Origin of the sequence: Streptomyces wuyuanensis (assembly GCF_900103455.1) — a bacterium.
Classification (GTDB): domain Bacteria; phylum Actinomycetota; class Actinomycetes; order Streptomycetales; family Streptomycetaceae; genus Streptomyces; species Streptomyces wuyuanensis.
This window is the reverse complement of the sequence record NZ_FNHI01000021.1, coordinates 133,863-160,862: the sequence shown is the minus strand read 5'-3', so window position 1 is coordinate 160,862 and position 27,000 is coordinate 133,863. Positions and strand designations below refer to the sequence as shown.

At 71.7% G+C, this 27,000-nt stretch carries 30 protein-coding genes; 15 read left to right on the top strand and 15 right to left on the bottom strand.

All coding sequences use genetic code 11. The features are described from left to right. Positions 1-279: transposase (locus tag BLT82_RS27500; protein WP_208868053.1), on the top strand; the 279-nt coding region annotated here is incomplete at its 5' end. 621 nt (positions 280-900) lie between these two features. Here BLT82_RS27500 and BLT82_RS27495 read toward each other — a convergent pair. After that, complete coding sequence (locus BLT82_RS27495; protein ID WP_093659552.1) at positions 901-1,437, bottom strand: hypothetical protein; 537 nt, start codon at positions 1,435-1,437, stop codon at positions 901-903. Between the two features lie 684 nt (positions 1,438-2,121). Here BLT82_RS27495 and BLT82_RS27490 point away from each other — a divergent pair. Beyond that, a complete protein-coding gene (locus tag BLT82_RS27490; RefSeq protein WP_342029426.1) occupies positions 2,122-2,487 on the top strand; it encodes an excalibur calcium-binding domain-containing protein in 366 nt (121 codons plus the stop codon). Positions 2,488-3,095: 608 nt separating this feature from the next. After that, positions 3,096-3,440, top strand: coding sequence for a hypothetical protein (locus tag BLT82_RS27480; RefSeq protein WP_093659548.1), 345 nt, complete (start codon positions 3,096-3,098; stop codon positions 3,438-3,440). 130 nt (positions 3,441-3,570) lie between these two features. Here the strand turns inward: BLT82_RS27480 and BLT82_RS27475 are convergent, their stop codons facing one another. The 6 genes from BLT82_RS27475 to BLT82_RS27450 all read right to left on the bottom strand — a co-directional run bounded on the left by BLT82_RS27475 (position 3,571) and on the right by BLT82_RS27450 (position 8,052). Continuing rightward, on the bottom strand, positions 3,571-3,870 hold the full coding sequence (locus BLT82_RS27475) for a hypothetical protein (protein WP_208868052.1): 300 nt from the start codon (positions 3,868-3,870) through the stop codon (positions 3,571-3,573). A 150-nt stretch (positions 3,871-4,020) separates the two neighbouring features. Next, a complete protein-coding gene (locus BLT82_RS27470) occupies positions 4,021-4,230 on the bottom strand; it encodes a hypothetical protein (protein WP_093659601.1) in 210 nt (69 codons plus the stop codon). A 210-nt stretch (positions 4,231-4,440) separates the two neighbouring features. After that, a complete protein-coding gene (locus tag BLT82_RS27465) occupies positions 4,441-4,956 on the bottom strand; it encodes a cupin domain-containing protein (RefSeq protein ID WP_093659546.1) in 516 nt (171 codons plus the stop codon). Positions 4,957-5,306: 350 nt separating this feature from the next. Continuing rightward, positions 5,307-5,789 carry a phospholipase gene (locus tag BLT82_RS27460; RefSeq protein WP_093659544.1) on the bottom strand — a complete coding sequence of 161 codons (483 nt, stop codon included), beginning with the start codon at positions 5,787-5,789 and terminating at the stop codon, positions 5,307-5,309. Positions 5,790-5,980: 191 nt separating this feature from the next. Further along, on the bottom strand, positions 5,981-7,045 hold the full coding sequence (locus tag BLT82_RS27455; protein ID WP_208868051.1) for a helix-turn-helix transcriptional regulator: 1,065 nt from the start codon (positions 7,043-7,045) through the stop codon (positions 5,981-5,983). Next, positions 7,042-8,052 carry an AraC family transcriptional regulator gene (locus tag BLT82_RS27450; RefSeq protein ID WP_143041551.1) on the bottom strand — a complete coding sequence of 337 codons (1,011 nt, stop codon included), beginning with the start codon at positions 8,050-8,052 and terminating at the stop codon, positions 7,042-7,044. Before BLT82_RS27450 ends, BLT82_RS27455 begins: the two co-directional genes overlap by 4 nt. Positions 8,053-8,837: 785 nt before the next feature. Here BLT82_RS27450 and BLT82_RS27440 point away from each other — a divergent pair. The 8 genes from BLT82_RS27440 to BLT82_RS27400 all read left to right on the top strand — a co-directional run bounded on the left by BLT82_RS27440 (position 8,838) and on the right by BLT82_RS27400 (position 16,537). Beyond that, the gene (locus tag BLT82_RS27440; RefSeq protein ID WP_093659538.1) at positions 8,838-9,182 is read left to right on the top strand and encodes a hypothetical protein; all 345 of its coding nucleotides are present in this window, start codon (positions 8,838-8,840) and stop codon (positions 9,180-9,182) included. A 295-nt stretch (positions 9,183-9,477) separates the two neighbouring features. Next, positions 9,478-10,407 (top strand): SCO2400 family protein, encoded by a 930-nt coding sequence (locus BLT82_RS38605; protein WP_167746103.1) that lies wholly within the window; start codon positions 9,478-9,480, stop codon positions 10,405-10,407. Between the two features lie 299 nt (positions 10,408-10,706). Continuing rightward, entirely contained in the window at positions 10,707-11,432 is a 726-nt protein-coding gene (locus BLT82_RS27425; RefSeq protein ID WP_093659532.1) for a type II toxin-antitoxin system HicB family antitoxin, read from the top strand. Positions 11,433-11,553: 121 nt separating this feature from the next. Next, entirely contained in the window at positions 11,554-12,075 is a 522-nt protein-coding gene (locus tag BLT82_RS27420) for a hypothetical protein (protein ID WP_093659530.1), read from the top strand. 78 nt (positions 12,076-12,153) lie between these two features. Next, the gene (locus BLT82_RS27415) at positions 12,154-12,432 is read left to right on the top strand and encodes a hypothetical protein (protein WP_093659528.1); all 279 of its coding nucleotides are present in this window, start codon (positions 12,154-12,156) and stop codon (positions 12,430-12,432) included. A 251-nt stretch (positions 12,433-12,683) separates the two neighbouring features. After that, positions 12,684-13,208, top strand: a complete 525-nt coding sequence (locus tag BLT82_RS27410) for a (2Fe-2S)-binding protein (protein ID WP_093659526.1) — start codon at positions 12,684-12,686, stop codon at positions 13,206-13,208. Positions 13,209-13,286: 78 nt separating this feature from the next. Then, positions 13,287-14,303, top strand: a complete 1,017-nt coding sequence (locus BLT82_RS27405; RefSeq protein WP_093659524.1) for an FAD binding domain-containing protein — start codon at positions 13,287-13,289, stop codon at positions 14,301-14,303. Next, positions 14,300-16,537, top strand: coding sequence for a xanthine dehydrogenase family protein molybdopterin-binding subunit (locus BLT82_RS27400; protein ID WP_093659522.1), 2,238 nt, complete (start codon positions 14,300-14,302; stop codon positions 16,535-16,537). The genes BLT82_RS27405 and BLT82_RS27400 overlap by 4 nt, the downstream gene beginning before the upstream one ends. A 47-nt stretch (positions 16,538-16,584) precedes the next feature. On the opposite strand, the gene BLT82_RS27395 is transcribed toward BLT82_RS27400, so the two are convergent. The 4 genes from BLT82_RS27395 to BLT82_RS27380 form a co-directional block, all read right to left on the bottom strand. Next, positions 16,585-16,782, bottom strand: coding sequence for a hypothetical protein (locus BLT82_RS27395; protein ID WP_244529653.1), 198 nt, complete (start codon positions 16,780-16,782; stop codon positions 16,585-16,587). Between the two features lie 190 nt (positions 16,783-16,972). Further along, on the bottom strand, positions 16,973-17,602 hold the full coding sequence (locus tag BLT82_RS27390) for a PASTA domain-containing protein (protein ID WP_093659520.1): 630 nt from the start codon (positions 17,600-17,602) through the stop codon (positions 16,973-16,975). Between the two features lie 37 nt (positions 17,603-17,639). Next, entirely contained in the window at positions 17,640-18,095 is a 456-nt protein-coding gene (locus BLT82_RS27385) for a phosphatase domain-containing protein (protein ID WP_093659518.1), read from the bottom strand. Positions 18,096-18,165: 70 nt separating this feature from the next. Beyond that, entirely contained in the window at positions 18,166-18,867 is a 702-nt protein-coding gene (locus BLT82_RS27380) for a hypothetical protein (protein WP_093659516.1), read from the bottom strand. 404 nt (positions 18,868-19,271) lie between these two features. Here BLT82_RS27380 and BLT82_RS27375 point away from each other — a divergent pair, with 404 nt between their 5' ends. The 3 genes from BLT82_RS27375 to BLT82_RS27365 all read left to right on the top strand — a co-directional run bounded on the left by BLT82_RS27375 (position 19,272) and on the right by BLT82_RS27365 (position 20,705). After that, the gene (locus tag BLT82_RS27375) at positions 19,272-19,562 is read left to right on the top strand and encodes a hypothetical protein (protein ID WP_244529657.1); all 291 of its coding nucleotides are present in this window, start codon (positions 19,272-19,274) and stop codon (positions 19,560-19,562) included. Positions 19,563-19,735: 173 nt separating this feature from the next. Beyond that, on the top strand, positions 19,736-20,392 hold the full coding sequence (locus tag BLT82_RS27370) for an NADPH-dependent F420 reductase (protein WP_093659514.1): 657 nt from the start codon (positions 19,736-19,738) through the stop codon (positions 20,390-20,392). 52 nt (positions 20,393-20,444) lie between these two features. Next, a complete protein-coding gene (locus BLT82_RS27365; protein WP_093659594.1) occupies positions 20,445-20,705 on the top strand; it encodes a DUF2277 domain-containing protein in 261 nt (86 codons plus the stop codon). On the opposite strand, the gene BLT82_RS27360 is transcribed toward BLT82_RS27365, so the two are convergent. Continuing rightward, positions 20,674-21,345, bottom strand: a complete 672-nt coding sequence (locus BLT82_RS27360; RefSeq protein ID WP_093659512.1) for a DedA family protein — start codon at positions 21,343-21,345, stop codon at positions 20,674-20,676. The genes BLT82_RS27365 and BLT82_RS27360 overlap by 32 nt on opposite strands. A 272-nt stretch (positions 21,346-21,617) precedes the next feature. Between BLT82_RS27360 and BLT82_RS38195 the strand changes: the two genes are divergently transcribed. Next, positions 21,618-22,349, top strand: coding sequence for a superoxide dismutase family protein (locus BLT82_RS38195; protein ID WP_244529652.1), 732 nt, complete (start codon positions 21,618-21,620; stop codon positions 22,347-22,349). A 178-nt stretch (positions 22,350-22,527) separates the two neighbouring features. Here the strand turns inward: BLT82_RS38195 and BLT82_RS27350 are convergent, their stop codons facing one another. The 3 genes from BLT82_RS27350 to BLT82_RS27340 form a co-directional block, all read right to left on the bottom strand. Further along, on the bottom strand, positions 22,528-22,995 hold the full coding sequence (locus BLT82_RS27350; RefSeq protein ID WP_093659510.1) for a DoxX family protein: 468 nt from the start codon (positions 22,993-22,995) through the stop codon (positions 22,528-22,530). 58 nt (positions 22,996-23,053) lie between these two features. Then, positions 23,054-24,967, bottom strand: coding sequence for an FAD/NAD(P)-binding protein (locus tag BLT82_RS27345; protein WP_244529651.1), 1,914 nt, complete (start codon positions 24,965-24,967; stop codon positions 23,054-23,056). A gap of 135 nt (positions 24,968-25,102) precedes the next feature. Further along, positions 25,103-26,860, bottom strand: coding sequence for an alkaline phosphatase D family protein (locus tag BLT82_RS27340; RefSeq protein WP_093659508.1), 1,758 nt, complete (start codon positions 26,858-26,860; stop codon positions 25,103-25,105). Positions 26,861-27,000: the final 140 nt, after the last annotated feature.

Below are 27,000 nucleotides of genomic sequence, written 5' to 3'. Positions count from 1 at the left end.
GCCTTCACGGCCTTCCCGCGTGAGATCTGGCGACAGATCTGGTCGAACAACCCGCAGGAGCGGCTGAACAAGGAGATCCGCCGCCGCACAGACGTGGTCGGCATCTTCCCCGACCGCACCGCCGTCATCCGGCTGGTCGGGGCGGTCCTGGCCGAGCAGAACGACGAGTGGACCGAAGCCCGCCGCTACATGGGCCGCGACCTGCTGGCCAAGGCCCGACTCCACCCGATCGAGTCAGAAAACAACGACACCCTCCTGCCCACCGAACTCACCGCATAGCCTCAAAACGAGATCGCCGAGTGGCCGTCGATACACCACTCCAACGGACGTGACCCCAGCGGGAGGTATCGGGGACTCAAGGGGAACAGCGGCACCAACCACGCTCCCGTCCAGGTCAAGGGCTTGGCAGGTCAGCCGCCATCCGCATACGGCGTCTTCCAAACTAGGGCTTCAGGTGCCCGGGCGCGGCCGCGCAGTTTTGCGGTCTCGCGTGCCCCTACCGTGCCCGATCGCATGGGGACCCGGGGGGAACAACGGAGCCGAGCGGGAACCGCACAGCACAACGGCCCCTGACCGTCTTGCGTGGTCAGAGGCCGTTCACGTGCGATGGGTGTGGGATTTGAATCAACGGTGACAACGCTGCCACGACGGTTTCAAGATCGAGTGATCCCGCCCGTGGCCAGCGGCGCTCAGCGATTCCGGCGCCCTGCGCCTGCCAGCCATGCGACCAGGAGAGCGCCCGGTACAGCAACAAGCGCGAAGATGATCAGCGCCTGGCCGAGGTCACCGCCTGGCGAGCTCAACTGGTCATGGATGAGCAAGCCAAGGAAGAAGGCGAAGACCGCGACCAACGCCCCGATCGTTGTCGATCTGCGGCTACTCATCCTTGACCTGACCCCCTTAGTAGCACTTCACGCCGCGTGCCTTGCCCGTGTAGCTGAACTTCATCTCGACGCCCTTCTTGCACTTGGCGATGCCTTCGGCTCCGAGGGTGGCTATATAAGTGTAGACGCCGGCCGCGACCGCACCGCCGATTCCTCCGGTGATCGCGCCGATGATGCCCGCCGCAGTGGCGGCGCTACCGTAGTTGATGGCGGTGGCCTGGGACTTGCTCAGCTTCACGTAGACGTACCAGCCGAGGGTGACGCCTCGTGCGACCCTCTTGGGGCCCTCGGCCTGGTCCTCGGCCGGGATCTCCCCTCGCACGACCGTGACGACGTCAGAGTCCTTGAAGGCCTCAACGGCTTCCTCGTAGGTGTAGCCCTGAGACGCGAGGTCGAGGAAGGCGCCACCCCTGCTGTCGGTGGCAACGACCTTGGCGGGACGCTGCGCAGGCTGCTCGGCAGCAGAGGCGGTAGGGGCGATGGTTGCCAGAGTGGCACCGGCAAGCGAAAGCGCGCACGCGGACTTGAACGTGCGGGACTTGGAACTGAACAAGGCTTCCCCCAACAGATCGCGCGACACCGTCGCGCTTGCGAAATTCCGAGCGCGGAGGTCAGCCCCGCTCGGACAGACCACGACGATCACATAGAATTGATCAAGAGTCACGCGTGCAGCGCACTTGCAAAGAAGCGTGGGGCCAATGCAGTTCGTCCTGCACGCCCAGGTGGTCGGTGCCGTCTGGTTGCGGTACAGCTGCTGCGTACCGCAACGCCAGTAACCGTCCCCGCCCGATACCGTCCCTCCAGGGCCGCGAAGCGACCGGTATGGCCGCCGCTGACCGACTCGGCTAGAGCTACGGATCAGAAGGCTCCTGACATCCACGGCTGACATCAACGGAGCCGGACGGAGGCGCACACCAGCGTCTTCGTCCGGCCGCCGCATCAGTAGGCAGCAGCAGCCGGAACGGTCCCAGATCGAACTCCTAAAGCTGGTGTCGCAAGTGCTTGGAGAGGACCACCTATCTGGCGAAACTGCCCAGTAAGCAACAGCGTGTCCCCTACGGTTAGCTCCCTTCGTCGCCTTCCCTTGGGGGGATCCATGTCGCACAATCCGCCTTCGCAGCCACCACCTTGGGGTCAGCCGCCCGCCAGTGGGGGCCCCAGCCCGTACGTGCCGCCGACTCCGCAGCCGGAGCGCCCGAAGTGGGCACGCAAGCGGATCTTGATCCCGGCTGCGCTGATGGTGTTCTTCATAGGCATCGTCGCCGGGTCTGACGGCGAGACGAAGACCGACACCGCAGCGAGCAAGAAGGCGGCACCCGCTGCAACTGTGACCGCGACGGTGACCGCCACTCCGGCGCCGGCTGCCACGAAGACCGTGACGGCCGAACCGGAACCCGCGCCGACTGTGACGAAGACGAAGACCATCCGTGTCACGGTGGCCCCCGCGGCGGACGACAGCGACGACGGCAGTGGGTCCGGCGGTTCGGCCTACTACGCGAACTGCACCGAGGTGCGCGCCGCTGGCGCCGCTCCGATCCGCACTGGGGATGCCGGCTACGGTAGGCACCTGGACCGCGACGGTGATGGCGTCGCCTGCGAATAGCGCAAGCCTTTCACCCGTTGGCGCTGGCCAAGACGTCAACGGCGCCCGGAAGCACTGTGATTCCCAAGCTCATGTCTTTGGACGTCCTGCGCGCCTCGTCATAGGGTCCGCGTCAGGGGGATGCGATGAGATCTCTAACGATCACGTGGACTCTGCACAGTCACGGTTGGGCCTTCGTCAAGGTGGGGGACGATCAAGGTGAGGCGGAGGTCATCGCCTCATACGTCACTGACGGAGCCGAGCAATTCCTGTATGCCGTGGCCAGGCTGGTGTTGGGTGACGAAGACACACGCGCCGAGCTGGAAGGGGAGCCGCAGGTCTACCGGTGGTTCTTCCATCGGAGTGGTTCGTGGGTCGATGTTCGTCTGGTCAGGGCCGACGACGACCGTGTGCCGCACAGCTCAGGGACGGTTCTCTGGTCAGGGCGCCACACGATCGCGGCCCTCGCACGGACGGCCGTCCGAGCCTTCGACCGGATCGACAACGATCTGGGAGACGAGGCCTACGAGCTCTGTGGGGCCGGCCGTTTCCCAGGACCGAACTCGAAGCCCTGCGAACCGCGATGCGGTCACAGAGCGACTGTCAGAGCTCAGTGGAAGGGTGCTGCCATGCAGGACGCACTCTTCGACTTGCCGGAGCGCCTTCCGGAGCACGCCGTGATCGCTCGCTTCCAGCTGGGCGGTGACGACCTCGGAGAACCCGACCAGTGGTCAATGGTCTTTGAAGCTGAGCGATCCATGGAGGTCGCGGTCAAAGCTGCCGGTCTGGGTGAGGTCGATGGCAATGAGATCGGTGGGGGTGAGGTGGTGATCTTTGCTTATGGCCCTGATGCCGATGCTCTGTACCGGGTGATGGAGCCTGGCTTGCGCGCGCTCCCGTTTCGGCCGGCGCACGTTGTGCTCCGCTACGGAGAGCCTGCCGACGACGTCGCGCGCAAACGCATTGAGCTTTGAGCATCCGCGCCAGGTCGAGCGGTCAGCCACGGTCATTTGAGGAGTACCGCGGCGCCGCAGGCTTCGTAACGGCCGTCGCAGCGCACACACAGGATGAGCTGGGGCGACGTCTTAGATGTCGCCGCCAGGCTTACAAAGCGGATGTCGGCGGTTCGAAACCGTCCGCGCCCACCAGCCACAACGCCCCCGCAGCGAGAGCGCCCGCGCCGTTGGCCATGACCTGGTGGGCAAACCCGGCCTTGTCGCAGACCGTCTTGACGGCTTCCTTGTACACGGTGGCGAAGGCCCGGCCTTCACCGTCGACCGCCATGCCCCCGTTCTCGCCGAGTTCCGAGAAAGGGAGACTCGGCATCTCGAAGATCAGGTCGCGTAGCCGCACCATGGACCAGGACGCGTTGACGAGGTTCGTGGTCTGATGTTGCAAATTCAACGGCGCCCCCGACAGAACACTATGGATCCCGTGGCAACGTACACGATTGCGAACCGATCCAGGTGCGTGGGCGATTGGCACTCGGGCGGACGGCTGAGCCTGGAGGGTGCGGCACGAGTGTCCAGGGCGTGAGAGCGGACTCGCCGGTCCTCAGGAGTAGAAGCCCACCCAGTACTCGTCACGAGTGCACACGAAGTCGTCAGGCCTTTCGTCGCGCAACGCCTCGTATCGGGCGGCGAAGACTTCCAGTGATTCGCGGAGGGAGCAGCCGAGGTGCTCGCGGATCGCGATGAGCCCGCGGATGATCCGGTTGGCGAGGATCTGGTCGTCGGCAATGTCGATCGTGGCGCCATCGGTCATGACCGTGATCGAATCCGACTCGTGCCTGCTGCGCAACACGGTTTGCCCCGTTCCGTTGTGTGCCAGAGCGAGTTGGAGTGCTCCTGCCGGTACACCGATCGGTTCAACGTCACCAGCGCGTGGGCCCCTGCTTCGGGCCATCGACCGCACCGGAATCACCCTGCCGCAGCCCGCGGTGGCTCCCAACTTCCCGCTTCGACCGGGCATCAGTCACGTCTTGCCGGGAAAACCCTCGGTGTCGACGAAGAACGAGTCGTGACGGACGAGGAAATCCGCGAACTCCTTGCCGCCCTTGCGCGCCATCTCGCCGACCCGCTCGAAGTACTCCTCACGGGGCGCACCCGGCACGAACAGCAGCAGCATGGACACGGGCGCGTCCGAGTCGTTGCGGAACGCGTGCAGTCCGCCGACCGGTACGTAGAGGAAGTCGCCGGGGTGCCCGGCCGTCCAGGCCTCGCCGTTGAAAAGGTTCAGCTCCCCTTCCAGGACGAAGAACGACTCCGAGATGGCCCGGTGGAAGTGCGTGCTCGGCCCCGGTGAGCGCGGAGCCAGGTCGACGCGGTACAGCCCGTACTCCCCGCCCGTCCTGGCGTGCGTCGCGAGGTAGCTCGTCCGGTTGCCCGATTCCGAGGAGATGTCGGCAGGAGTGTCCGCCGGTCTGAAGACGGCGTTGACCTCGCCTCCTGCCCCGAGGTACCGCGGTTCCGGATACTCGGGGTACGACATGACCGGCTCCTTCGCGTGAGGCTTGCGGCAACGCCCAAGGCCCCCTCATCCACTATTGCGCGGCAGGCAAGAGCGCGCCGTTCGGCAGGCGAGGCGCAGTAGTGCGCGGCCTCCGGCAGCCCGGCGTGTTTCAGGCGCCGGCGACGGCAGCAGCCGGTGCGGCGACGGGTGGGCGAGTGACCGGCCGAGGGCAGAGGGTGAGCGTTCGGGGCAGGTCGTTTCCGTCGTCGGAACGGGGGCTCGATGCCGCCGGTCGTCGGGACGGGTGCTGCACGCGGGCGGCGCTCCCCGTCGGCGGGACGTCCCGTGGGCCCCTCGCCGGAGCGAGGGGCCCACGGTCGCACACGGGCTTACGCGGCCCGGGTCTCCTCCGGAGCCTTGTAGCCGAAGATCGACACGGCCTGGTAGTAGGTCCATGCCGTGCCGTTGCACGAGGTGCGGGTGGCGCCCGAGTAGCGGGCGCACACGCGCTTCAGGTCCTCGTAGAACGCCGAGTCGAGTCTGGTCTTGTTGGCGCTGAACGTTCCTGCGGCCTTGTAGTTCCGGTAGCCGAAGTCATGTCGTGCGCATGACATCTGAAAAGGGAAACCGAACGGGTTGTCGGGCGAGGAGGAGCAGTAGTCCGTGGTCCAGTCGAAGCCGTAGGCGCTCCAGGCGCCCTGATTGGCCCGGGCGGCTGCCCAGGCGTTGTAACTGGAGGCGCTGGTCTGGGTCCAGGAGCTGAGCACCTGGGGCTTGTCTGCGGGGGCGGCTGAGGCGGTCTGCGCCGGAATCAGAACGGCGGGGAGCGCCAGGGCGAGTGCGGCGAGCGGAAGGGCGGATCGGCGACGCATGCAGAACCTCCGTACCAAGGACGGGAGTTGGTGCGCGCCACGTGGCCAGTCCACGGGCGGATCCAGAGTGCCGTGTTACGCGCGTCCTGCACAGCCTTTGCGTCGCGAGCGGTTGGTGAACTCTTGTCGGCCGGGACCCTGTTCGGACCCGCACGAGTGCGGGACCGGGGGGCCGGGGCCCGTCGCGGGTGTCAGCCGCGGAGGGTGGCGCCGGGGCTCGTGCCGTACAACCGGCGGTAGGCGGCGGCGAATCGGCCCTGGTGGGCGAAGCCCCAGCGGGTGGCGATGCCGGCGACGGTGGCCCCGGCCCCGGGGGCCGCGGCCTTGAGGTCGGCGTGGGCGCGGGCCAGCCGTACGCGCCGCAGATGGGTGAGCGGAGTGGTGTCGGCGTGGCCGCGGAAGGCGTACTGCAGGGCGCGGGGCGTGACGTGGACGGCGGCGGCGATGTCGGCCAGGGAGATGTCGGCGTGGGCGTTGGCGTCGATGAAGGCGATCGCCCTGTGCAGGGTGCCGGGGGTCGCGTCGCGGGTGTCGGCCGGCAACGGGCTTTCGGCGGTGGCGGTGTTGGGGAAGACGGTGAGCGCCGTGGCGGCCAGCAGTCGGCCCGCCTGTCCGAGCACCAGCGGCGAGGTGACCCCGGAGGCGAGCGTCTCCGCGACGAAGTCCCGGGTACGGGTCCACAAGGCGGCGAGTGAAGGGTCCGAGGGGGCCGAGCCGGTGAAGCGGGGGACCCCCGGGCGCCGGGGGTTCGCGGTGGCGGCCGCCTCGGCGAGCAGCCCGGCCGACAGGTTCACGGTCGCGCAGCAGGTGCCGGTGTGGCGGGCGAAGCAGGGCCGTCCACCCGGGCGTACGAGCAGGACGTCCCCCGCCGTGAACCGCTCGTCCACTCCGGCGGCCGTGCGCTCGAAGAGCCCGGCCGACATGGCGACGACGGTCAGGTCGGTCACCTCGTCCGTGCTGAACTCGATGCGGGCGGGCAGGGAGACCACGCCGTCGGTGAAGGCTCCGGCGTCCGTGCGGACCAGGCTGTACTCGGGCCCGTCCGTCGCGGCTCCCAGTCGAAGGCTCAGTCCGTAGGCGTCCCCCAGGTACCGTCCGGCCTCCTCCGCGCGCCGGGTACGGAACTCCGTGCGCGTGACGCCGCCTCCGGTCCTCGTGACGGCAGGGCGGGACGGCTCCGTTCGCGTCGCGCCACCGGTCCTCGGGGTGACCGGTCCGGGGGGCTTCGTGCTCGTCACGCCGCCGGTGCCGGTCATGACGGGGCTGTCGTCGCGCCGCCGTCGTCCCGCAGAGTCGTCGAGGGGGAGATCCCGTACGCCCGCCGGTAGACGACCGAGAAGTTCCCCGGTTTGCCCCAGCCCCAGCGTGCGGCGATCTCTGCGACCGTCTCGCCGTCCGACGGCGCGGCCGCCTGGAGTTCGCGGTGGGCGCGTTCGAGGCGTACCCGGCGCAGATAGCCCATGGGGGAGGTGCCGTGGTGGCGGCGGAAGCCGTACTGGAGGGCCCGGGCGGACACGCCCGCCGCAGCGGCGATGTCGGACAGCGCGACCGGCCCCTCGGCGTGGGCGTCGATGTACGCGACGGCCCGGCGCATGGTGGTCTCACCGACGTGGCCGGGTCCGCGCAGCAACGGCTCTTGCGCGGTGTAGGTGTTGGGGAAGAAGGCCAGTGCCGCGCCGGCCAGCATGCGGGCCGCCGTGTCCAGGACCAGCGGAGTGCCGGCCGCGCCCTCGGCGCCGAAGAGGTCCCAGACATAGCGCGTCGCCGAACGCCACAGCGCCGCGTGCGCCGGTTCGGCCGCGGCTTGTTGCCGCAGGAGACGCAGCGATCCGGGCGACTCCTCCCGGCCCAGACCCGACACTTCCCGGAGCAGCGCCGGTTCGATGACGGCGACGCGGGTGCGGAGATGGTCCAGATGGGAGTGGAAGGGGATGCCCGGCTGGGCGGGTGCCATGACGGCCCCGGCGGCGGAGTTGCTGCTGAGGCTGTCGCAGTCGACCGTCATGGCCCCGGACACGACCTCCAGGACCATCAGCGGGCCCACCGGCTCCACGTCGTACGACACGTCCATGGGAAAGGTGATCGAGTCCAGCGCGAGCGGGCCCATCGCCCGCCGTTCGTGTCTGTAGAGCCCGTCGCCCACGGTCGGCCGTGTCACCTGGATCCGTGTCCCGTACGCGGAGGCCAGGGATTCCAGGCCCCGTTCCACGTCCGGTGTCGAGAAGGTGCTGCGGACCACGTCGCAGCGGCGGCTTCCACCCACGGCCTCGCCTCATTCCACAGCAGGGTCGCCTGGCAGACGGCCGGGCAGCCGGTGCCGGCCCCGCCGCTTCCGGTCCCGACGTTACGCCCGACGCGCCGGGGAACCGGCCGAATGGCGCGCCGCACACCCGCCCACAGGATCACCCCTCCGTGGGCCCGCCCGGTCCGGCGGCCCGCGGCGGTGGTCGACGGTCCTGCCGTGCGGGGTGGCGGGGTGCGGCCGCCGTGGCTCGCGGAGGTTCGGCGTGCCTCCAGGGAGTACGAGGACGCGCGCCCCGGCGGCCTGTCCGGCGCGGCTCACACGGTCGGGGGTTCAGACGGTCGGTGGTTCGCACGTTCGTTGGTTCGCGCGATCGTCCCCACCTGGCGGTGCGCGGGCGACTGGACCGCAGGAAGGCGGCGTTCGACCTCGGGCGCGTCGAACTGCCCGACGCGATCTGCGCACTCGTGTGGACGGTCATCGCGCTGTTCGTACGCGCGGTACCGGCGGCGGCGCTCGTGCCCGTCCTGATCGTGGTCGGTCTGCTCGTCGGCGGAGGGCTGTTCTTCGGAGGCATGCCGACCTTCGACCGCGCGGCGCGGGAGACCGAGCCCGGCATGTGGACGCCTTCCGGCGTTGAGCTCCGGCGCGGGCGCCCGTACGGACCCGTTCACGGCGATATTCATTCAGCTCCGGCGCCAAGGCCCGATCCACCGGTGAAATCGATATGCAATCGCAGGTTTGAAAAAGGTTTCCCGCATTCGCGTGAGGCAAGCAGGCAGGGCATGAGCAACCCCCATGAACCCATGCCGGTAAATGAACCCTACAGCCCCTATCCGCCGCAGCGGGAGGGTTATCACCCCAACCGGGACGGCGCCGGAGCAAACCGGGCGGCCGTGGTCATCCACACGATCGCGGACATAGCCGCCGGATTTCTGATTCTCTGGATCCTGCTCCATCTGCTCGGCGCCAACCAGGGAAACGTCTTCGTCGGCTTCGTCCATGACGTGGCCGACTGGCTCGCGGGCTGGTCGCAGGACATCTTCACCATGGACAGCGAAGGTCTCCGGGTCATCCTCAATTACGGTCTCCCGGCCTTGATCTACCTGTTGATCGGCCATGGGATCGCCGCGCGGGTTCGTCGGCTCTGACGGATTTCGCGCGACTGGGCCGCGTATGCCGGTGAGGTCCGTGATCCGATTCGTAAAGCGTGATCGGAATCTTGCGGAAAGTCGCGGGCCTCACGGCACGGCGTCCCGGTCGTCCGATTCGTGGCGACCGGACCTGGAATAGCCGTGGTGACCGCCGGGAAATCTTCGCAGCAGTATCACAAGGGCTGCGCGCACCGTTCGGATCGGGCCGTTAGCGTTACTGGCCGCTCGATCCCGCGTGCGTGTACAGTTCGCCGGCGTCCCTGGCGGCGCAGTCAGCACAGAAAGACCGCAGATGGACTACTGCACTTCGTGCCGCAGAGACCTCAACGGGGCACTCGTGTGCCCGGGTTGCGGTGCCTACGCCCCGGACATCGCCCCGCCTTCACATCGGCACCACGGCGCTGGAACGTCGACCGTCACCGCGCGACTGGCGACGGACGGGCAGGACGTCCGCGACCGGGGCTCCTACCCCAGCGGCGCCGCCTACTTCGACGCCCCACTGGACACCTCCCCGCCGCACACTGCCGGGCCGGTCGACGGCCCCGGCGTGCCCACGGGCGACGACGCCGACGCGGACGCCGGCACCACCGGCGGCGCTGCCACCGGGCAGGGCCGTGCGGCTCGGCGGCGGCAGCTCGCGCGGTGGAAGAAGCACCGGCGCCGGGCCGCGGCCGCGACGGCCGTCGCCCTGGTCGGCGGTGGTCTCACGATCGCCGCGCTGCCCAATGGCAAGCCCTCCGCCGGCCACGCGCAGGCCTCCGCACCACCGGAGCCGTCGGCGGCGGTGACTCCGTCCGGGTCGGCGTCGCCCGGCGGCGCGTCGGCCGGGGCACCGGCCACGGAGGCCTCGCAGCGGCCCGGCACCGACCGCCCGCCGACGGCCAGGACTCACCAGAGGCCCGCCGCCGAGTCGGCGGCGCCTCGGGAGGACGCCAGGGCCGGGACGGGGGCGGGTACGACCGGGCAGTCGCAGAACGCCGTGTCGAGCGAGTCGACCGGGTCCCGGTCCACCGCCGACCAGCCCGCTGCCCCGCCGTCCACGCCGCAGGCACCGGAGGAGGCACCCGGCGGCAACGCCCCCGCGACGCCGGCCCCGGAGACCAGCTCGCCGCCTGCCGCCGTCGAACCTCCCGGTCCGGCCACGCCGCCTGCCGGGCTGCTGCCCACGACGCCGGGCGGGTCGCCGGTCCAGGTCTGCCTGGTCGGGCTGTGCATCGGCTGATCGCCGTGTCGTGTCCGCACCGGGTCGGCCGTCGGCGCTGACCCCACCGGCGCCGGTACGACCCTGTCCCGTCCGTCCCCGATGCATCCGTCTCCCGTGCATCCGTCCGTCGAGCTGCATCCGTCCCCCGAAGCGGCCGAGCGGGTGCCGCGTACCGCTCTCGCGGCACGCGGGCCCTCCGGTAACCGCCCCGCGGAAGCGCCCGTGGAGCACGCGCTCCAGCGCCCGTGAAGTGCCCGCGGGGGCAGCTGCGGGACGGCCGGATCCTGCCGCCGAGAACCGAAGGAGGCCGAGTCCCCATGAGCACTGGCTATCAGGCGCGTCTGCGCAGAATCGGCCGGTGGTGGGCCGTCGACATTCCGGAACTCGCGATCCACACGCAGTGCCGCACCCTCGACGAGGCCGAGGACATGGCCCGCGAGGCCGTCGCCGAGGCACTCGGGATGCGTCCCGACGCGGTCACCGTGGACCTGGTTGTTCCCGAGTTCGCCCCCCTGCTGCACGCGGTGACGGAGGCGCGGAGACGGCGCGCCGCGGCCGACTCGGCCGAGCGGGAGGCGCTGTCCGGCGCCGTGCGCACCCTGGTCGAGGACCTGCGCATGAGCCAGGGCGACGCGTGTCGACTGCTCGGCATGTCCCACCAGACCGTGGCCCGGCTGTCACCGGCCCGCGGGTCCGCCGACACCCGACCGTGGCACCTCGACCAGCAGCCCGCGCCGAGATCAGGTGGCTTCGGCAGCGGCGGGCGGGTCGGCGGGGGTGGTGCCGGCGTGGGTGGCCGGCGGGCCGCCGGCGGCGGAGTCGGCAGTGGCGGCGGCTTCGGCGGTGGCGACGGTACGGCCGGTGCCGGCGGTACGGGCACCGGCGGCCCCGGAGCGGGGTACGACGCGTACGGTCATCAGCGTCCCGCGGAAAGCCGCCCGGGCGGTTCGCCCCACACGGGCGACAAGGCGCGCCCCCTTGGTCATCGGGCGGCGTCGTCGACGGTCCGGCCGCAGTGGGCGGTGGCGGAGGACGAGCTCTGAGCCCCGCCGGACCGGCTTCAGGGGTGTGCCCGGGGCCGTACCTGCCCGCTCCTCTCGGGTTCGTGCCTGTTCGGCCCCGGGTGGCCGCGCGGGCTGCGGGGTGCCCCGCGACACTGGAGGCATGACAGGCCAGACCCCTGCCGAGCGCCGGCCGGCAGCACCGGCGGTCGCGTCCTCGCGGGGCGACTACACGGGTGCCGTGTACGGTTCGCTGCTCGCCGCTTCGGTGGTCGTCGGCGCGGGGACGCTCGGTTCGTTCCCGCGCCTGGAACTCGTACTGCTTCTGCTCTGTACGGGTGTGGTCTTCTGGGCCGCGCACGTCTTCGCCCGGCTCTTCGGGGAGCGCATCGCGTACGTGTCGCCGAGCGCGCACGAGATCCGGCGCGTGTGCCTCGCCGAGCGGCCGATCCTCGAGGCGGCCGTCCCACCGGCCGTCGCGGTCGCCGTCAGCCCGCTGCTGGGGCTCGGGCTGGAGGGGACGGTGTGGCTGGCGCTCTGCGTCGCGGTGGCGGGTCAGGTCGGCTGGGCGGCCGTGGCGGCGTTCAGGGCGGGGGCGTCGGGGCGCATCGTGCTGGCGGCAGGGGCGGCGAACCTGGTCCTCGGCCTGCTCATCGTGGCGGTCAAGGTCGCCCTGAAGCACTGATCCCTTCCAACTGGTGCCGCGTCGGGCACGGTTTGCGCGACGGGGCGAAGGTTGCCTGATCGGCACTAGACTTCCCGCATGGGCGTGCGTATGTCCTGGCAAGTGTCGTCGGTGGCGTCGGCGGGTGAGGAAGTGCCCGACGTGGAGAGTGCCGCGGCCGCGCTGGACCGTTCCGTGACACGCATCAGGGAACGCGTCATGACCGGTCCCGAGGGCAGGAACCTGGGCGAATCGGCGCGCCTCATGCGGTCCCGCATGCTCGACGAGGGGCGTGCGGCGGTGGTGCGCGGAGAGCGGTGGTCGGCCACTGTCGGGGAGATCGAGGTGACCTTGTCGCCGTTGGACGAAGGCTTCTAGGAGTTCGTTCGCGTTGCCGGGGCGCCGCTCCTCGGCCGCCCGGCTCAGGACTCCGGATACAGCCGGCGTCGCAGCAGCCGGCGGGCCCACTGCTCGAACTCCTCTCCCTGCCGGGCACCACCTCCCAGGTGTAGACGACGGTGACCGCTTCCCGGGCTTCAAGCACGCTCCGGCTCATGTCGCAAATCCTACGGTTGCGGCACTTTTCCATGTGTATGAGCATGAAGAGGTGCTTTCTCTGGAGGTGTGCCATGTCCGCACGCGGCCCGGCCCTGACCGAACGGGGGGCGGCACTCGAGGAACGGGGCCCTGGCCCGGTCCGGGTCAGGCTGTCGGTCAACGGCACCGAGCACACACTGGACATCGAGCCCCGTGTCAGCCTGCTGGACGCGCTCCGTGAGCGGCTGGATCTGACGGGTGCCAAGAAGGGCTGTGACCAGGGCACTTGCGGAGCATGCACCGTGTGGGTGGACGGGCGGAGGGTGCTGGCCTGCCTCACCCTCGCCATGACCTGCGAAGGCCGTGAGGTGACGACCGTCGAGGGCCTGGCCGGGGAGGGCGAACTGCACGAGATGCAGCGGGCCTTCATCGCCGAGGACGCATTCCAGTGCGGATTCTGCACCCCCGGCCAGATCATGTCCGCCGTGGCGCTGATCGAGGAGGGACACGCCGGGAACGACGCCGAGATCAAGGAATGGATGAGCGGCAACATCTGCCGCTGCGCCGCCTACCCCCACATCCGGGCTGCGATACGCGCCGTCCGCGACCGCGCCTAGTCCGAGACCGTACGCAGCCCCCACCGAACGCGGACCAGGACCCGTGACGGTCCGCGACCGAACGTAGGGAGCCCCGCCGTGCGGCCGATCACCTACCTCCGCGCGACCGACACGGCGACCGCCGTCGCCGCCGTGAGCACCGACCCCACCAGCGACTTCCTCGCCGGTGGGACCACCGAGGTCGATCTGCTCCGCCAGAACGTGCTCAACCCCCGGCGGCTCGTCGACATCAACGACCTCCCGCTGACCGGTATCGAGGGCACGCCGGACGGCGGTCTGCGCATCGGCGCGCTGGCGCGGATGAGCGACGTCGCCGCCGCCCCCGTCGTCCGCGAGCGCTTCCCGCTGATCGCCCAGGCTCTCGAGCTGGGGGCATCCGCGCAGCTGCGCAACATGGCGTCGATGGGCGGCAATCTGCTGCAGCGCGTGCGCTGTTCCTACTTCCGCGACGCCGAGTCCGCGTGCAACAAGCGCGAGCCCGGCACCGGCTGCTCGGCCATCGAGGGATTCAGCCGTGGCCACGCGGTGCTCGGTACCAGCGAACACTGCATCGCCACCCACCCGTCCGACGTGGCCGTGGCCCTGACTGCGCTCGACACGCGCGTGCACACGCTGGGACCGAACGGCGAACGCGCGTACCCCGTCGACGACTTCTTCCTCCTGCCCGGTGACTCCCCGCACCGCGAACACCCCTTGGAACACGGAGAGCTGATCACCGGGATCGAGGTCCCCGCCATGCCGCTGGCCCGGCACTCCCTCTACCTGAAGGTCCGGGACCGCGAGTCGTACGAGTTCGCGCTCGTCTCGGTGGCGCTCGCGCTCTCCGTCATGAACGGCACGATCGCGGACGTGCGGATGGCCCTGGGCGGGGTCGCCACCAAGCCCTGGCGGGCGAGGCGGGCCGAGGACTTCCTGATCGGGGCGGCCACCGTGCGCGACAACTTCGCCCTGGCCGCGCGTGTGGAGATGGCCGACGCCCGGCCCACGCCCATGAACGCCTTCAAGGTGGAACTCGCACAGCGCGCGATCGTCCGCGCCCTCGACACGCTCGGCGACGGCACCGGCCCAGGTGCCGGGAGCGGGAGTTCGCCATGACCACGACCACGCCCTCCGCCATCGGGCAGCCCCTCGACCGGGTCGACGGCCGCCCCAAGGTCACCGGTCACGCCCGGTACTCGGCCGAGATCCCCGTGCCGGACACGGCGTACGCGTACGTCGTCGGCTCCCGCATCGCCGCCGGCCGGGTCACCGACATCGACGTGAGCGCCGCACGCGCCGAGGAGGGCGTCCTCGCGGTCCTCACCCACCGGAACCTGCCGAGGATCGCCGAGCAGCCACCGCTCATCCCCTCCCTGGCCGGCACGGCGGCGCCGGGGCAGACGTTCTTCCCCATGCAGGACGACACCGTCCACTACGCGGGCCAGCAGATCGCCGTCGTCATCGCCGACACCTGGGAACGGGCGCAGCACGCGGCACGGCTCGTGCGCGTCTCGTACGCGGAGAGCACCCCCGTCACCACCCTCGACCAGGGCCGGGACGACACGTACGTGCCCGAGAAGATCTTCGGCGGCTGGATACCGGGCCGTATCGAGCGAGGCGACGTCGCAGCCGGGCTGGCGGAGGCGGACGTACTTGTGGACGGCACGTTCACCTACGCGGCGAACAACCACAACCCCATCGAGCCCGCGTGCACCACCGCCCAGTGGGAAGGCGACGAGCTCCTGCTGTACGACACCACCCAGGGCGTCAACGCCACTCAGATGACCGTCTCCCGGCTGCTCGGCCTCCCGATGTCGAAGATCCGGGTCATGGGCCACTACGTCGGCGGCAGCTTCGGCTGCAAGGCGATGATCCACGCCCATTCGGCGCTCGCAGCGATGGCCGCCCGGGAGGTCGGCAGGCCGGTCAAGCTCGTGCTCACGCGCGAGCAGATGTTCACCTCCGTCGGGCACCGCGAAGAGCAGGAACAGCACTTGACGATGGGGGCGACGCGCGACGGCCGGCTCACCGCGATCCGGCACCACAAGCTGTCCCCGACCTCCCACTTCGACGACTGGGCCGAACCGTCGATCGGCGTCTCCTCGGAGATCTACGCGTGCCCCAACTACGAGGGCGTCTACCGGCTGTTCCGGGCCAACACCATGACACCCACGTTCATGCGGGCACCCGGCGAGGCGAGCGGGATGTACGCACTCGAGTGCTCGATGGACGAACTCGCCCACGAGCTCGGCATGGACCCCGTCGAACTGCGGCTGCGCAACTACACCGACGTGGACGCCATGTCGGGCCGACCCTGGTCCAGCAGCGGTCAGCGGGAGTGCTACGAGCGCGGGGCCCGGCGCTTCGGCTGGGCCGGCCGCGACCCCCGGCCGGGCACCCGCAGGGAGGGCAACTGGCTGATCGGTACCGGCATGGCCGCCGCCTGTTATCCGGTCGCCCCGCCCGCCAACCCCCAGCGCGCCCGGGCCCGTCTCTACGCCGACGGCACCGCCGTCGTCCAGGCCGCTACTCCGGACTTCGGCACCGGCGTCGCCACGGTCATGACCCAGGTGGCCGCCGAGGGCCTCGGCGTGAGCGTGGACCGCTGCCGCTTCGAGAACGGTGACACCGACCTCCCCAACATCGCTGCGGCGGTCGGCTCCGCGGGCGCCGGAATGATCAGCGCGGCGGTGCACGCCGCGGCCACCGGGCTGCGCGAGCAGCTGATCAAGCGGGCCGTCACCGACCCCCGTTCACCGCTGCACGGAGCCGACACGGTCGACGTGGTCGTACGGGACGGCGTCATGATCGCGGGCACCGCCACCGACGCGTACACCGAACTGCTGCAGCGCAACTTCCAGCCGGACGCGGAGGCTTCGGGTCAGTGGAGCCCGCCGTCCGGTGACGTTCCCTACGGGATGATGACCTTCGGAGCCCAGTTCGCCGAGGTCGCGGTGGACGCGGAACTGGGTCTGGTCCGCGTACGGCGGATGACCGGAGCCTTCGCGCCCGGCCGGGTGCTCAACGCGAGGACGGCCCGCAGTCAGTTGACGGGCGGCATGCTGTGGGGCCTCGGCCAGGCGCTGCTGGAAGCCAACTACATGAATCCGGACACCGGCCGCTGGGTCAACTCGAACCTCGGCGAGTACCTGGTCGCGGTCAACGCGGACGCCCCGGACGTCGACGTCGAGCTCATCGAGGTCGAGGACAGCATCGTCAATCCCCTGGGCGTGAAGGGAGTCGGAGAGATCGGCCAGGTCGGCGCGGCGGCAGCGATCGCCAACGCCGTTCACCACGCCACCGGCCGCAGGGTACGCAAGCTGCCGATCACCATCGAGGACCTGCTCTGAGGGGCCGGTCCGCTGCCGGTCCGCCCGGGGCCGGCGGGCGCCGGAGGTCACCGCAGCGGGCGCTGCGGGACGCGTGGGAAGACCGTGAACCTGAGCCGGTGCTCCGGCGTGGGTGCCCAGCGCCTCGTGCAGTGGGTGCAGTACCAACGCCACCGGTCCTCGAAGCCCGGCGCGGTGCGGGTGGTGTCCTTCCACAGCGGCGGGCGCGAGGGGCACTGCGGGCACGACGGAGGTTTGGGCACCATGCGGACTCTCCTTCAGGTCCGGTCCAGCGTGGTGCGTCGGGGTCCGGTCGGGGGTGCGGACCCGCTGCCGCCACCCGGACGGGGGATCGCCCGGGGGCGACGCAGCGCGCGCCGGGCGCACGACCCGGCGCCGGGAGGACGCCCGCCCGGAGAACCACGGCTCGTGAGCAACGCACCTACGGGACGGCCCTCAGGGGCAGGCCTCGTCGAACTTCACCGCCGTCAGCGTCACCGGACGCCCGTTCAGCGGCGCGCCAGGTGCCGGATCCTGGGTGCAGACCTGCCAGTTGGACTCGACGAGGACGATCCGGCCGTCCGGCGACGCGTCCTCGATCCTGAGGCCGGTGGACGAATCGAGCGACCGGCGGGCGACCTTGACCGACTTCCCCGTGAAGTCCGGCATGGTGGCGCTCGCGGTCGTGGGAGTGCCGCCCTTGTCCTGGGCGGGGCACGTCTCCTCGAGCTTCACCGCGCCGAGATCGATCTTCGTCCGGGTGGGGTGCGCGCCGGGGCGGGGCTTCTGGGAGCAGACCTTCCAGTTCCGGTCCAGGACCTGGTTGCGCCCGCGGCCGAGGGCGTCATGGGAGGTGAGGGCGTGGAACCCGAGCGACTGCGCCTTGTCCTGGGCGGACTGGAGCCCCATGCCGACGAGGTCCGGGAGCTGCGCCGGCGCGGCGCCGGGCGTCGCGCCGGCACCGGCGTCGTCGGAGGCGGACGGCGGCGCGGGCTTGCCGGAAGGGCCGGCGGTGTCCTCACAGGCGGTGGTGAGGGTGATCAACGAGGCCAAGGCGAGTGCGGAGGCCGCGGCTCGAGAGCGCATGCTCCCCCCAGGTCCGGTGCGGATGCTGCCTACCGCATCATCCTCCGTGCGACGGGCCCACGGAAGCCGGGAAACGGCGAACGTACCGACGCTGCCAGGGAGTTTCGACGGCGTGCCGGTCGTAGTGGCGTCGTACGAAGGCCACCGCCTCGGCGGCCGGTACGCCGTCGAGGACGGCCAGGCACGCCAGAGCGGTGCCGGTACGGCCGCGCCCGCCCCCGCAGGCGACCTCGACCCGCTGCGTGGCGGCCCGCGCCCAGACCTCGCCCAGCACGTCGCGGGCGCGGTCCCTGTCGCCGGGCAGCCGGAAGTCCGGCCAGTGCAGCCAGTCGGCTTCCCAGGGGACCTCGGGGGGCCACTTGCCCAGCAGATACACCGCGTACGTGGGTGCGGGGCCGTCCGGCAGCGGGTGCCGCAGGCCGCGCCCCCGCACGAGCCGCCCGGAGGGCAGACGGAGGAGGCCGGGAGTGGTCTCGGGCCAGAGATCGGTCATGGGCCCAGCAGACCACACCGTCGACCGCTCCCGGTACGGATCCGTGCGGGCCGGGCCTCCCGCCGGCGGGCTACGCCGGGACCAGCACGGTGAGCCATTCCGCTTCGCAGGGCCGGTAGCCGTACCGATCGCCCAGCCCCGAGACGATCTCCGGGACGTGGCCGGCCCCGTAGACGACGGCCACCCGGATCGGCTCACCGCCGCGTTCCGCGTGGATCTCGCCGAGCGCGTCGAGCAACCGGCGGTCGCGCCGGTCGGTCATCGCGTGCCCCACGGGATCGTCGGCCAGCAGCTCCGCCCGCAACGTCGACGGCAGATCCTCGACCACCAGGTCCTCGTCGAGGAAGGCACGCGGGCCGCGCAGCGCGAACACCAGGCCCATGACGGGCGCCGCGACCATGAGCAGCAGGTACGTCCAGCGCGGCAGCGTCCTGAGGTCCGCGATCGCCTCCTCCGCGGTCACATCCGGGTTGATCACGGGCACCCCCTCGGGCAGGAGCAGCTCCTCGCGCTGCTCCTGCAGTCCGTTGCGCCGTCGGCGAGGGGCGAACCGGTACGCGAGGGTGAGGGCGCTCACCCGGACCGACTTCCCCCGGATTCCCTCGACGACTACGAGGTCGCACTCCCTGAGCCTGATGCGCACCTGGGAGTAGAAGGCCGGCGAAGCCACGTGCAGCATCGGGAAGATCACGAACTCGAGCGGCGTCCCCCTCCGCCTCATGGTGATCACTGCGGATCTGACGGCGTACCCGGTCACCTCGATGATCTGCACGGTTCCCCCCGCGATACCCGCCGGCTTCCCTCGCACCCGTACGAGGACACGAGCGCGCCCGGGGCCGCGGTTCCCGCCGTACGCGGCGCCGCCGGGGCACGGGACACCGCCGTGATCCGGAGCGGCGCCCAGCCGCGGCGGACCTGATCGCGGCACCGCCGTGATCCGGAAGGGGGACGCGGCCACTCCCGGGAACGGGTCATCAATCCTCGTGAACGCCGGATCAGTGTTCTCGCAAACTCCGCGCGGCGACCAAGGCGTTGGGAGGTGTGAGAGAGGACACGTCGAACCGGGGTCTCCGGTGGCCCCACCAGCGACAACCCCGGTCCGATGGCCAGTGGTGTGCGTCACCGCGGCGGTTCGGCGGGTCACGGTTGTCGGTCCCGCCGCGTAACCTTGTGCCCATGTCCCCAACCCTTCGCGAGCTTGGTTCCGTGCGGTCCGCTGCCGTGGTGAATGCGGAGATTCGAGCGTTGTGGGCGAAGTCCGGGAGCCGGCTGTCCGCCGCGGACGAGGCGAAGTACCAGGTCCTGCTCGTGGAGTGGGCCGCTGCCGTGGCCGCCGAGCGGGCGGAGGACACCGAGGCCGACGAGGAGGCCGGGGCCGCCGAGGCCGACGAGGAGGCCGGGGCCGCCGACGCCGCCCCTCGGGCCCCGCGCACGGGCCCGGTCCTTCGTCTGACGCGCGCCGCGTGATGCGCGCCTGATCCTGACGGCCCGTTCCGCTCCGCCTGATGCGGACGGCCTCAGCCCCGATGGCTCGTCCGGACCGAACGAGGCGTGTACCTCCCAAGGCCTAGGCCCGGTACGGGACCCGGCTGGTCCCTCGGCCCGATTCGCGGCCGGCGCAGCGCGGTTAGCGTCGGCCTATGAGCACCGGACTCAGCCCGAAACGCGTCGGAATCATCGGCACCGGCAACGTCGCCGGGGCGCTGGGGGCCGCCTGGCGAGCCTCCGGGCACGACGTCGTCCTCGGCTCCCGCGAGCCCGGGCGGCGGTCCGTCGCCGGCCTGCCCGTCGTGGGGCAGGCCGCAGCCGCGGCGCACGGCGAGGTGATCGTGAACGCGACGCCCGGCACGGAGTCACCCGCGCTGCTGCAGGCGCTCGGCCCGGCCGTGCTGGACGGGAAGGTGCTGCTCGACCCGGCGGTCGGTTTCGAGGGCGACGGGCTCGCGCATCCCGGCCGCAGCCTGGGCGAGATCCTCCAGGAGGCGTTCCCGCGTACCGCCGTCGTCAAGACGCTGTGCACCGTGACCGCCTCGGTGATGGCCGATCCGGGCAGGCTGGACGAGCCGGGCACGCTGTTCCTGTCCGGGGACGACCCCGGGGCCAAGCGGATCGTGGCCGGGCTCCTGGGCGGTCTCGGCTGGCCGGAGGGCTCGCTGCTGGACCTGGGAGGGATCGCCACAGCGCGGGGGCAGGAGCACTTCGCGCTGCTGTTCCTGGGGGTGGCGGGGGCGCTGGGCACGCACGAGTTCAACGTGAGGGTCGTGCCGCCGGTGGCCGCCCGCGGGACCGTGGAGTGAGGGACGGCCCCGGGGAGGCCCGCTTGTCGGTGGTGTGGCCCACACTGGACTCATGTGCCGCAGCATCAAGACCCTTCGACCGCCGGTCCTCCCCGAGGAAGCCACCGAGGAGGACATCAGGGCCGCGGCCCTGCAGTTCGTGCGGAAGGTGTCCGGGTTCCGGGCGCCCGCCGCGCACAACCGGGAGGTGTTCGACCGCGCCGTGGACGAGGTGACGGAGGCGACGCGCAGGCTTCTCGACGGGCTGGAGGTGCGCGGAGGCCCAGGCGCCGCGAGGAAGGCTACGCAGGCTTCGGCGCCGGACGCCGCATGACGTAGGCAGCGACGGAGCCGGCGGCGAAGAGGGCGAGGACGGACACCGTCAGGCCCACCCAGGTCGCGCCCAGCCACTGCCCGCCGAACCAGCCGAGGCCGACGCTGTAGCCCGCCCAGGCCACGGCGGCCAGGGCCGACCAGGGCAGGAACTCCCGCACCCTGCGCCGCGCCGCGCCCGCCCCCAGGGAGACGACGGAGCGTCCCGCCGGCGCGAACCGGGCGATGACGACGAGCAGTCCGCCGCCCCGGCTCAGCGCCGTGCCGAGACGTTCCTGCGCCGTGACCAGCCGGCGGGAGCGAGCGATCGCGCGGTCGAGGCGCTCCCCGCCGCGCCAGGCCAGCCGGTAGGCGACCAGGTCGCCGAGCACGGACGCGGTCGCCGCGCACAGCAGCAGCACGGGAAGCGAGGGCGGCTCGCCGGACACCTGGCCGGCTGCGGACGCGACCGTCGTCGAGGCCGATCCGGCCATGGTGCCGTGTCCCGCGGCGACCGTGGACCCGGCCGCCGCCGCGGTCGCGGCGGTGACCACCAGCACACCGCTCGGCAGCACGGGCAGGAACACGTCGAGGAGTACGGAGAGCGCCACGACCGCGTAGATCCACGGACTGCCGGTCAGCAGCTCCACCGCCTCGAACACCACGACTCCCCACGGGACGACAACGCCGCGACGTCGCAGGGGAGCGGCAGGGGCGGCATGACAGCCACAGAGCGTACGCCTGTGCAGATCGGAGAGATCGCCAGGGTGGGGGTGAAGTCGGACACGGCCGTACGAGTGCAGTCGGGCGCGCCGTCGCCCCGCTCCGGGCGCGGCTCGACACCCTGCCGGGCCGGTCGCGGTACGAGGGCCTGGTGCGTACGCCGGCACGGTGCGTACGCGGGCGGCGAGCACCCGGACACGAGGAGTGGCACATGGTGGCAGCGGCAGGCGCGCTGGCGGGGGCGGCGGCCCTGGTGACACTGGCGGCGGGGGCCGTGGGCGCGGCCTACGGCGCCGGTGAGGGGTCCGGCGACGACGACCGGCCCGGCCTGGTCGCCGCGCGGGCCACGTCCGGCGGCTTCGTCCTGCCCGACGGGACGCGCTCCGACCCGGCCCGACCGTCCGGCGGGGCCCGGTTGTCCGAAGCGATCCGGCTGTCCGACGGGACCCGACCGCCCGGTTCCGTCGGCGGGCCCGCCGAGGGCGAAGGGGTGGCGCTGACGGCGTACGGGCGGTTCGCTCCGCCCGGTTCGTTCGTTCCGTCGACGGCGCTGACGTACGACCGGACGCTCGTGCCCCCGGGGGCGTGGATCGTGGTGGAGCAGTCGACCGAGCGCTCGGAGACGGTGGTGCGTGCGCGTGTGGGCGGGTTGAAGCCGGGGCACGCTTTCGGCGCCCATGTGCACACCGCGCCGTGCGACGCGGACCCGGCCGCGGCAGGTCCCCACTACCAGCACCGGGCCGCACCGGAAGCCGAGCCCGCGAACGAACTGTGGCTGGACTTCACCACCGACGCCGCCGGGGAGGGCAACGCCGAGACGCGGCACGACTGGGGGCTGCGGCGCGGCGGGGCGCACTCGGTCGTCCTGCACGCCGTGCAGGGCGGGGCGGGCGCCCGAGTGGCTTGCTTCACGGTCCCGTTCGGTGGCTACGGCACGTCGTGATCCCCGACTCCGGGCTCGTGGAGGGCTGTTGAGCGACGAGCCGGGCCCGGACACCCGGACCCGGCTCGCGGCCGAAGGCACCGCGAGCGAATCTCCGCTCGGAACTCTCCGCGGAGGAATCGGCGCGGGCGAACCTCCGCAGGTCGCTTCACACGAACTGCCCGGGACGCAGTGCGCCTCAGGCGGCGACGGGCGCCGAGCCCTTGTGCTCGGTCTCCTCGTTCGCGCCGCCCCGCGACGAGAACAGGCCGTCCAGCGCGAGGGCGCCTGGGCCGGTGAAGACCAGCAGCAGGAACGCCCAGCAGTAGAGCGCCGCGCCCTCGCCGCTGTTCTGGATCGGGAACAGGCCCTCGGGCTGGTGCACCGTGAAGTAGGCGTACGCCATCGCGCCCGACGCTATGAGCGCGGCGGCGCGGGTGCCCAGGCCGACCAGCACCAGTGCGCCGCCGACGAGTTCGATCACGGCCGCGTACCAGCCCGGCCACGTGCCCGCCGCCACCGTGCCGCCCGCGTTCTCCGCGCCCAGCACGCCGAAGAGCGAGCGCGCCCCGTGGCAGGTGAACAGCAGGCCGACGACGATGCGGAACACGCCGAGCGCGTACGGCCGGGCCTGATCCAGTCGGGAGGTCAGCTGACGAGTGGCCATGTGGGGGGTCTCCTTCGGTCTGGGGACATGAAACCGATGAGACGTAAGTAAGGCAGACCTAATCAATACTTGCAAGTTCAATATTCGGTCGGCGACCGTCCTTCATGAGAAGTTCACGCCGTGCGCTCACGCGCAGTGCGGCCCGGGCCACCGAGTCCGCGTCCGAAAGCGTCACCGAGTCCACGCCCGGCCGCGCCCCCGCGGCCGTCACCCAGTGCACTCCCTCGGTGGGGACCCCGACGGCGAACCTTCCGGGGTGCACCCGTCCCTGACGGTCGATCAGGTGGTAGGGGCGACCGGACACGTCGAGGCCGCCCGTTTCGTAACCGTCGATCGTATGCGGCCTGCACTGGCCGGTCCGCAGCATCCGGCCCAGCAACTCGTCCCGGCTGCGGCGCAGATCGGGCTCCGGCAGCCGAGCCTCGATCAGCGTCGTCGCCGTCACCGCGGATCCCGGCACGTCGGGTGATTCGGCCACGAAGGTCCCGCCCTCCGCCCGCACGGTCGTCCTCGGTCCGACCACCTCCAGCACGCCGGCCTCGATCAGCGCCGTCATCTCCTCGATCCGGCGGCGCGGCGGGCCGATGGAGAGGAAGGCGTTCAACGGCGTGTACCAGCGGTCCAGATGGTCCCGGCGCGACATCCCGGACAGTCCGCGGTGGTCCACGATCTGCCGCACCTCGTTGCGGACGTCCCGCAGCACGTCGAGGGCCGCCTTGACCGGACCGTGGACATTGCCGAGCGCGGCGTGCCCCGCGTCCCGCCGCAGATGGCCGAGCAGCCACTGCCGGAAGGCGTCCGGGCCGGCGAAGGACTCTCCCGTGTACGGTCGCGAGATCCGCTCCCAGGACCAGCGCGCGGACTCCTGGCAGCCGTGTGCGTCCAGGACCGCCGCCTCCTCCGCGCTGCCGTGCGCGGTGGCGAGGAACGCGGCCCGGAACCCGGAGTCCGGGGCGGCGGCCGGGCCGAGCAGCGTCTCGTAGTAGACCGTCTCCACCTCCTTGGCGATCCTCGGCCATATCTCGCCCAGGAAGTCCGGCGGATCGCCCGCTTCCGCGCGCCTGCGGAACAGCGTGATCACATCGGGGGTGAGCACCAGCGGGTGGTGCCGGCCCGACGCGCCCTTCGCGTTGTCCCCGCGCGCCTGGTGGGGAACGCCGCGCCGCGAGCCCGCGTACAGCCGCGGCTCGCGGCCGGACGGCCGGTACACCAGCCGCTCCCCGCCGTCCGCGGCCTTCTGCCGTACGTACGAGCCGCCGCGGCCCGTCGTCAGCAGCGCCATGTGGTCGAAGAAGTTGAGGCCGAGTCCGCGCAGCAGCACCGCTTCGCCCGGGGCGATCCCGGAGAGGTCGAGGTCGGCCGGGTTGGCGGGGGCGAAGTGGCGCAGTCCGTGCCGCTGCGCGTAGGCGCCGAGCCGGGTCGGCACCGCGCCCTGGGCCACCGGCAGATGCCCCTGCGCCAGCACCACCGCGCCGAGTCCGGACAGCACCGTCCCGTCGTCCAGCCCGAGGAACTGCGAGCCGTCACCGGCGTCGTCGAGGCGCACCGCACGCGCGCGGTGCACCTCCACCCTGACCGAGTCGGGGGCGTTGCCGACGACGGTGCGGAACGCCCAGGCCAGATAGCGCCCGTAGCAGGCGCGGGTCGGATAGTCGTCGGGACCCAGTGCCGGGTCGCCGCCGGCCGCCGCCCAGGCGTACAGGCTGGGGCCCGGCCGGATCGGCCCCTCGCAGGCCACGCTGTCGTCGGTGAACAGCGTCACCTGCGAGGCGACCGTGTTCATGAGCAGTTCGTCGGACTGGTCCGTGCGCCACACCTGCCCGGGGCCGGCCGGGGCGGGGTCGATCACATGCACGGTCAGCGGGATGTCCGGGGCCAGCTCAGGGACGGAGGCGCAGAGTCTTTCGAGGACCGAGGTGCCGCGGGGACCTGCGCCGACGAGGGCTATGGCGGGGGGAGCTGGCGGGAACACGGACAAAACACTGACTCCCGGGGCGTTATGGGGGCGTGGGGCGGCGCGGGAAGCGGATCGTCCGCCTCATCATGCCGTTGCCGTGTGAGGAGTCCGAGGGGCGGGGGTGAGGATCGTCACCCGCCGTGTGAAGTGTCACGGACCATTCGTCAGGTTCCGCTCGTCCACGGTCAGGAGCCGCGTACCCGTACGATCCGTGACGGCTTGGTCCAGCCGGAGCTCGGCCGAGCGCCCGTTCAGGGTCAAGGTCATCAGCTGGTTCCCGAACCAGGGTCCGCCCGTCTTGTCCCAGCGGATGACCGGCCGCCCGGCCCGGCCGTGCCGGGCCACGGCGCGTCCGAACCGCCGCCCCGCGCGGCTCCATCCGAAGCGGAAGCCGGCCCGCATCGAGGCGTGGATCGCGTTGTGCACGGGGGAGCAGGTCAGCTGGAGCACCCGGGCGGACGGTTCCGGGTCGGGCCAGTGGGGCTCCGCGACATAGGCGTGGTGCACGTCCCCGGAGAGCACGCAGACCGTGGAGGGCGCCAGCGGGCCGCTGCCCACCTCCCTGATCAGGGAGGCGAGTTCCTCGAAGGAGGCCGGGAACGCGGCCCAGTGCTCCAGGTCCGCGCGTCGGCGCAGGTCCTCCCCGACGCGGGCCCAGCGCTCGCCCCGCTCCCCGCGGCACAGCGCCGCGTTCCAGCTCTCCACGTCGTGGATGGCCGGGGGCAGCAGCCAGGGCAGCGAGGTCCCCAGGAGCAGATGGTCGTACGAGCCCGGTGCCTCCAGCGCCTGGCCGCGGAGCCAGCGCATCTCCTCGTCGTCGAGCATCGCCCGGTGCCGCTCGTCGAGGACGCGGGCGGCACGGGTGTCGATCATCAGCAGCCGGGTCCTGCCGAAGTCGCGCCGGTAGCTCCAGCGGACCGAGGCAGGGTCGGCGTCGGCCCGGGCCGCGAACGACCTCAGGGCGTCGGTGCCGTCCGGGGTGTCCCGCACGGCCGCGTAGACCGGGTCGTCGGCCAGTTCGGCCGGAGAGAGGTTGCCCAGGTGCTGGTGGACCCAGTACGACATCAGACCGCTGAGGATGCGCTCCCGCCACCACGGCGTCGCCCGCATCTCCGCGACCCAGGAGGCGCTGGTGTTCCAGTCGTCGATGACGTCGTGGTCGTCGAAGATCATGCAGCTGGGGACGGTCGAGAGCAGCCAGCGGACCACGGGGTCCAGCCAGGACTCCTCGTACAGCCGGGTGTACTCCTCGTAGTCCGCGACCTCCGCGCCGGGCGGCTCGCTCAGATCGCGCCGGGTCGCGAGCCACCGCTGGGTCTCGCGGGATGTGGCGTCCGCGTACACCTGGTCGCCCAGCAGCACGAGTACGTCGGGGCGCTCTCCCCCCGGCTCGGCCGCCATCCGGCCGGCCAGGGTGTCCAGCGCGTCCGGGCCGATGGGGTCGTGCTCGCGGGCCGGCGGCGCGGCCCAGCGGCAGGAGCCGAAGGAGACCCGGACGCCCTCGGCCGGGATGGCGGGCGTGCGGATCACGCTCGGCGGGTACGGCCAGTCGGCGGGCGGCCAGACCCGGCGGCCGTCGAGCAGCACCTCGTACGCGGTCGACGAGGCGGGGGTGAGGCCCGAGACCGGGATCAGCGCGTAGTGGTGGCCCTCGATCTGGAAGGTGCGGGAGGAGCCGCCCGCGCCCTTCGGCGCTCCCGGACGGGTGGCGTCCGGGGGGCCTTCGGCGCCGGGGACGCCGTTCGCGGTGTCCTCTCCGGCGGGCGCGGTGCCCTCGCCGGGAGGCGCGCCGAGGCAGCGCACCTCGGCCGTGCACGGCCGGTCCGCCTCGATCCAGACGGTCGCGTGCTCACCGGTCTCCCAGTCCACGTACCGCAGTAGTGGTCCCAGGCGCAGCCCCGCTGTCATGTGCCCTCCTCCGTCGCCCCCGTACCGTACGGAACGACGGGGGAGGGTAGCGCGGTTCCATGCCGGAGGGACCCGGTTCGGACCGCGTCGGCGGCAGGCCGGGGCCGTGTCCGGGCGCCGCGGGCTCTCCTGGTCCCTGC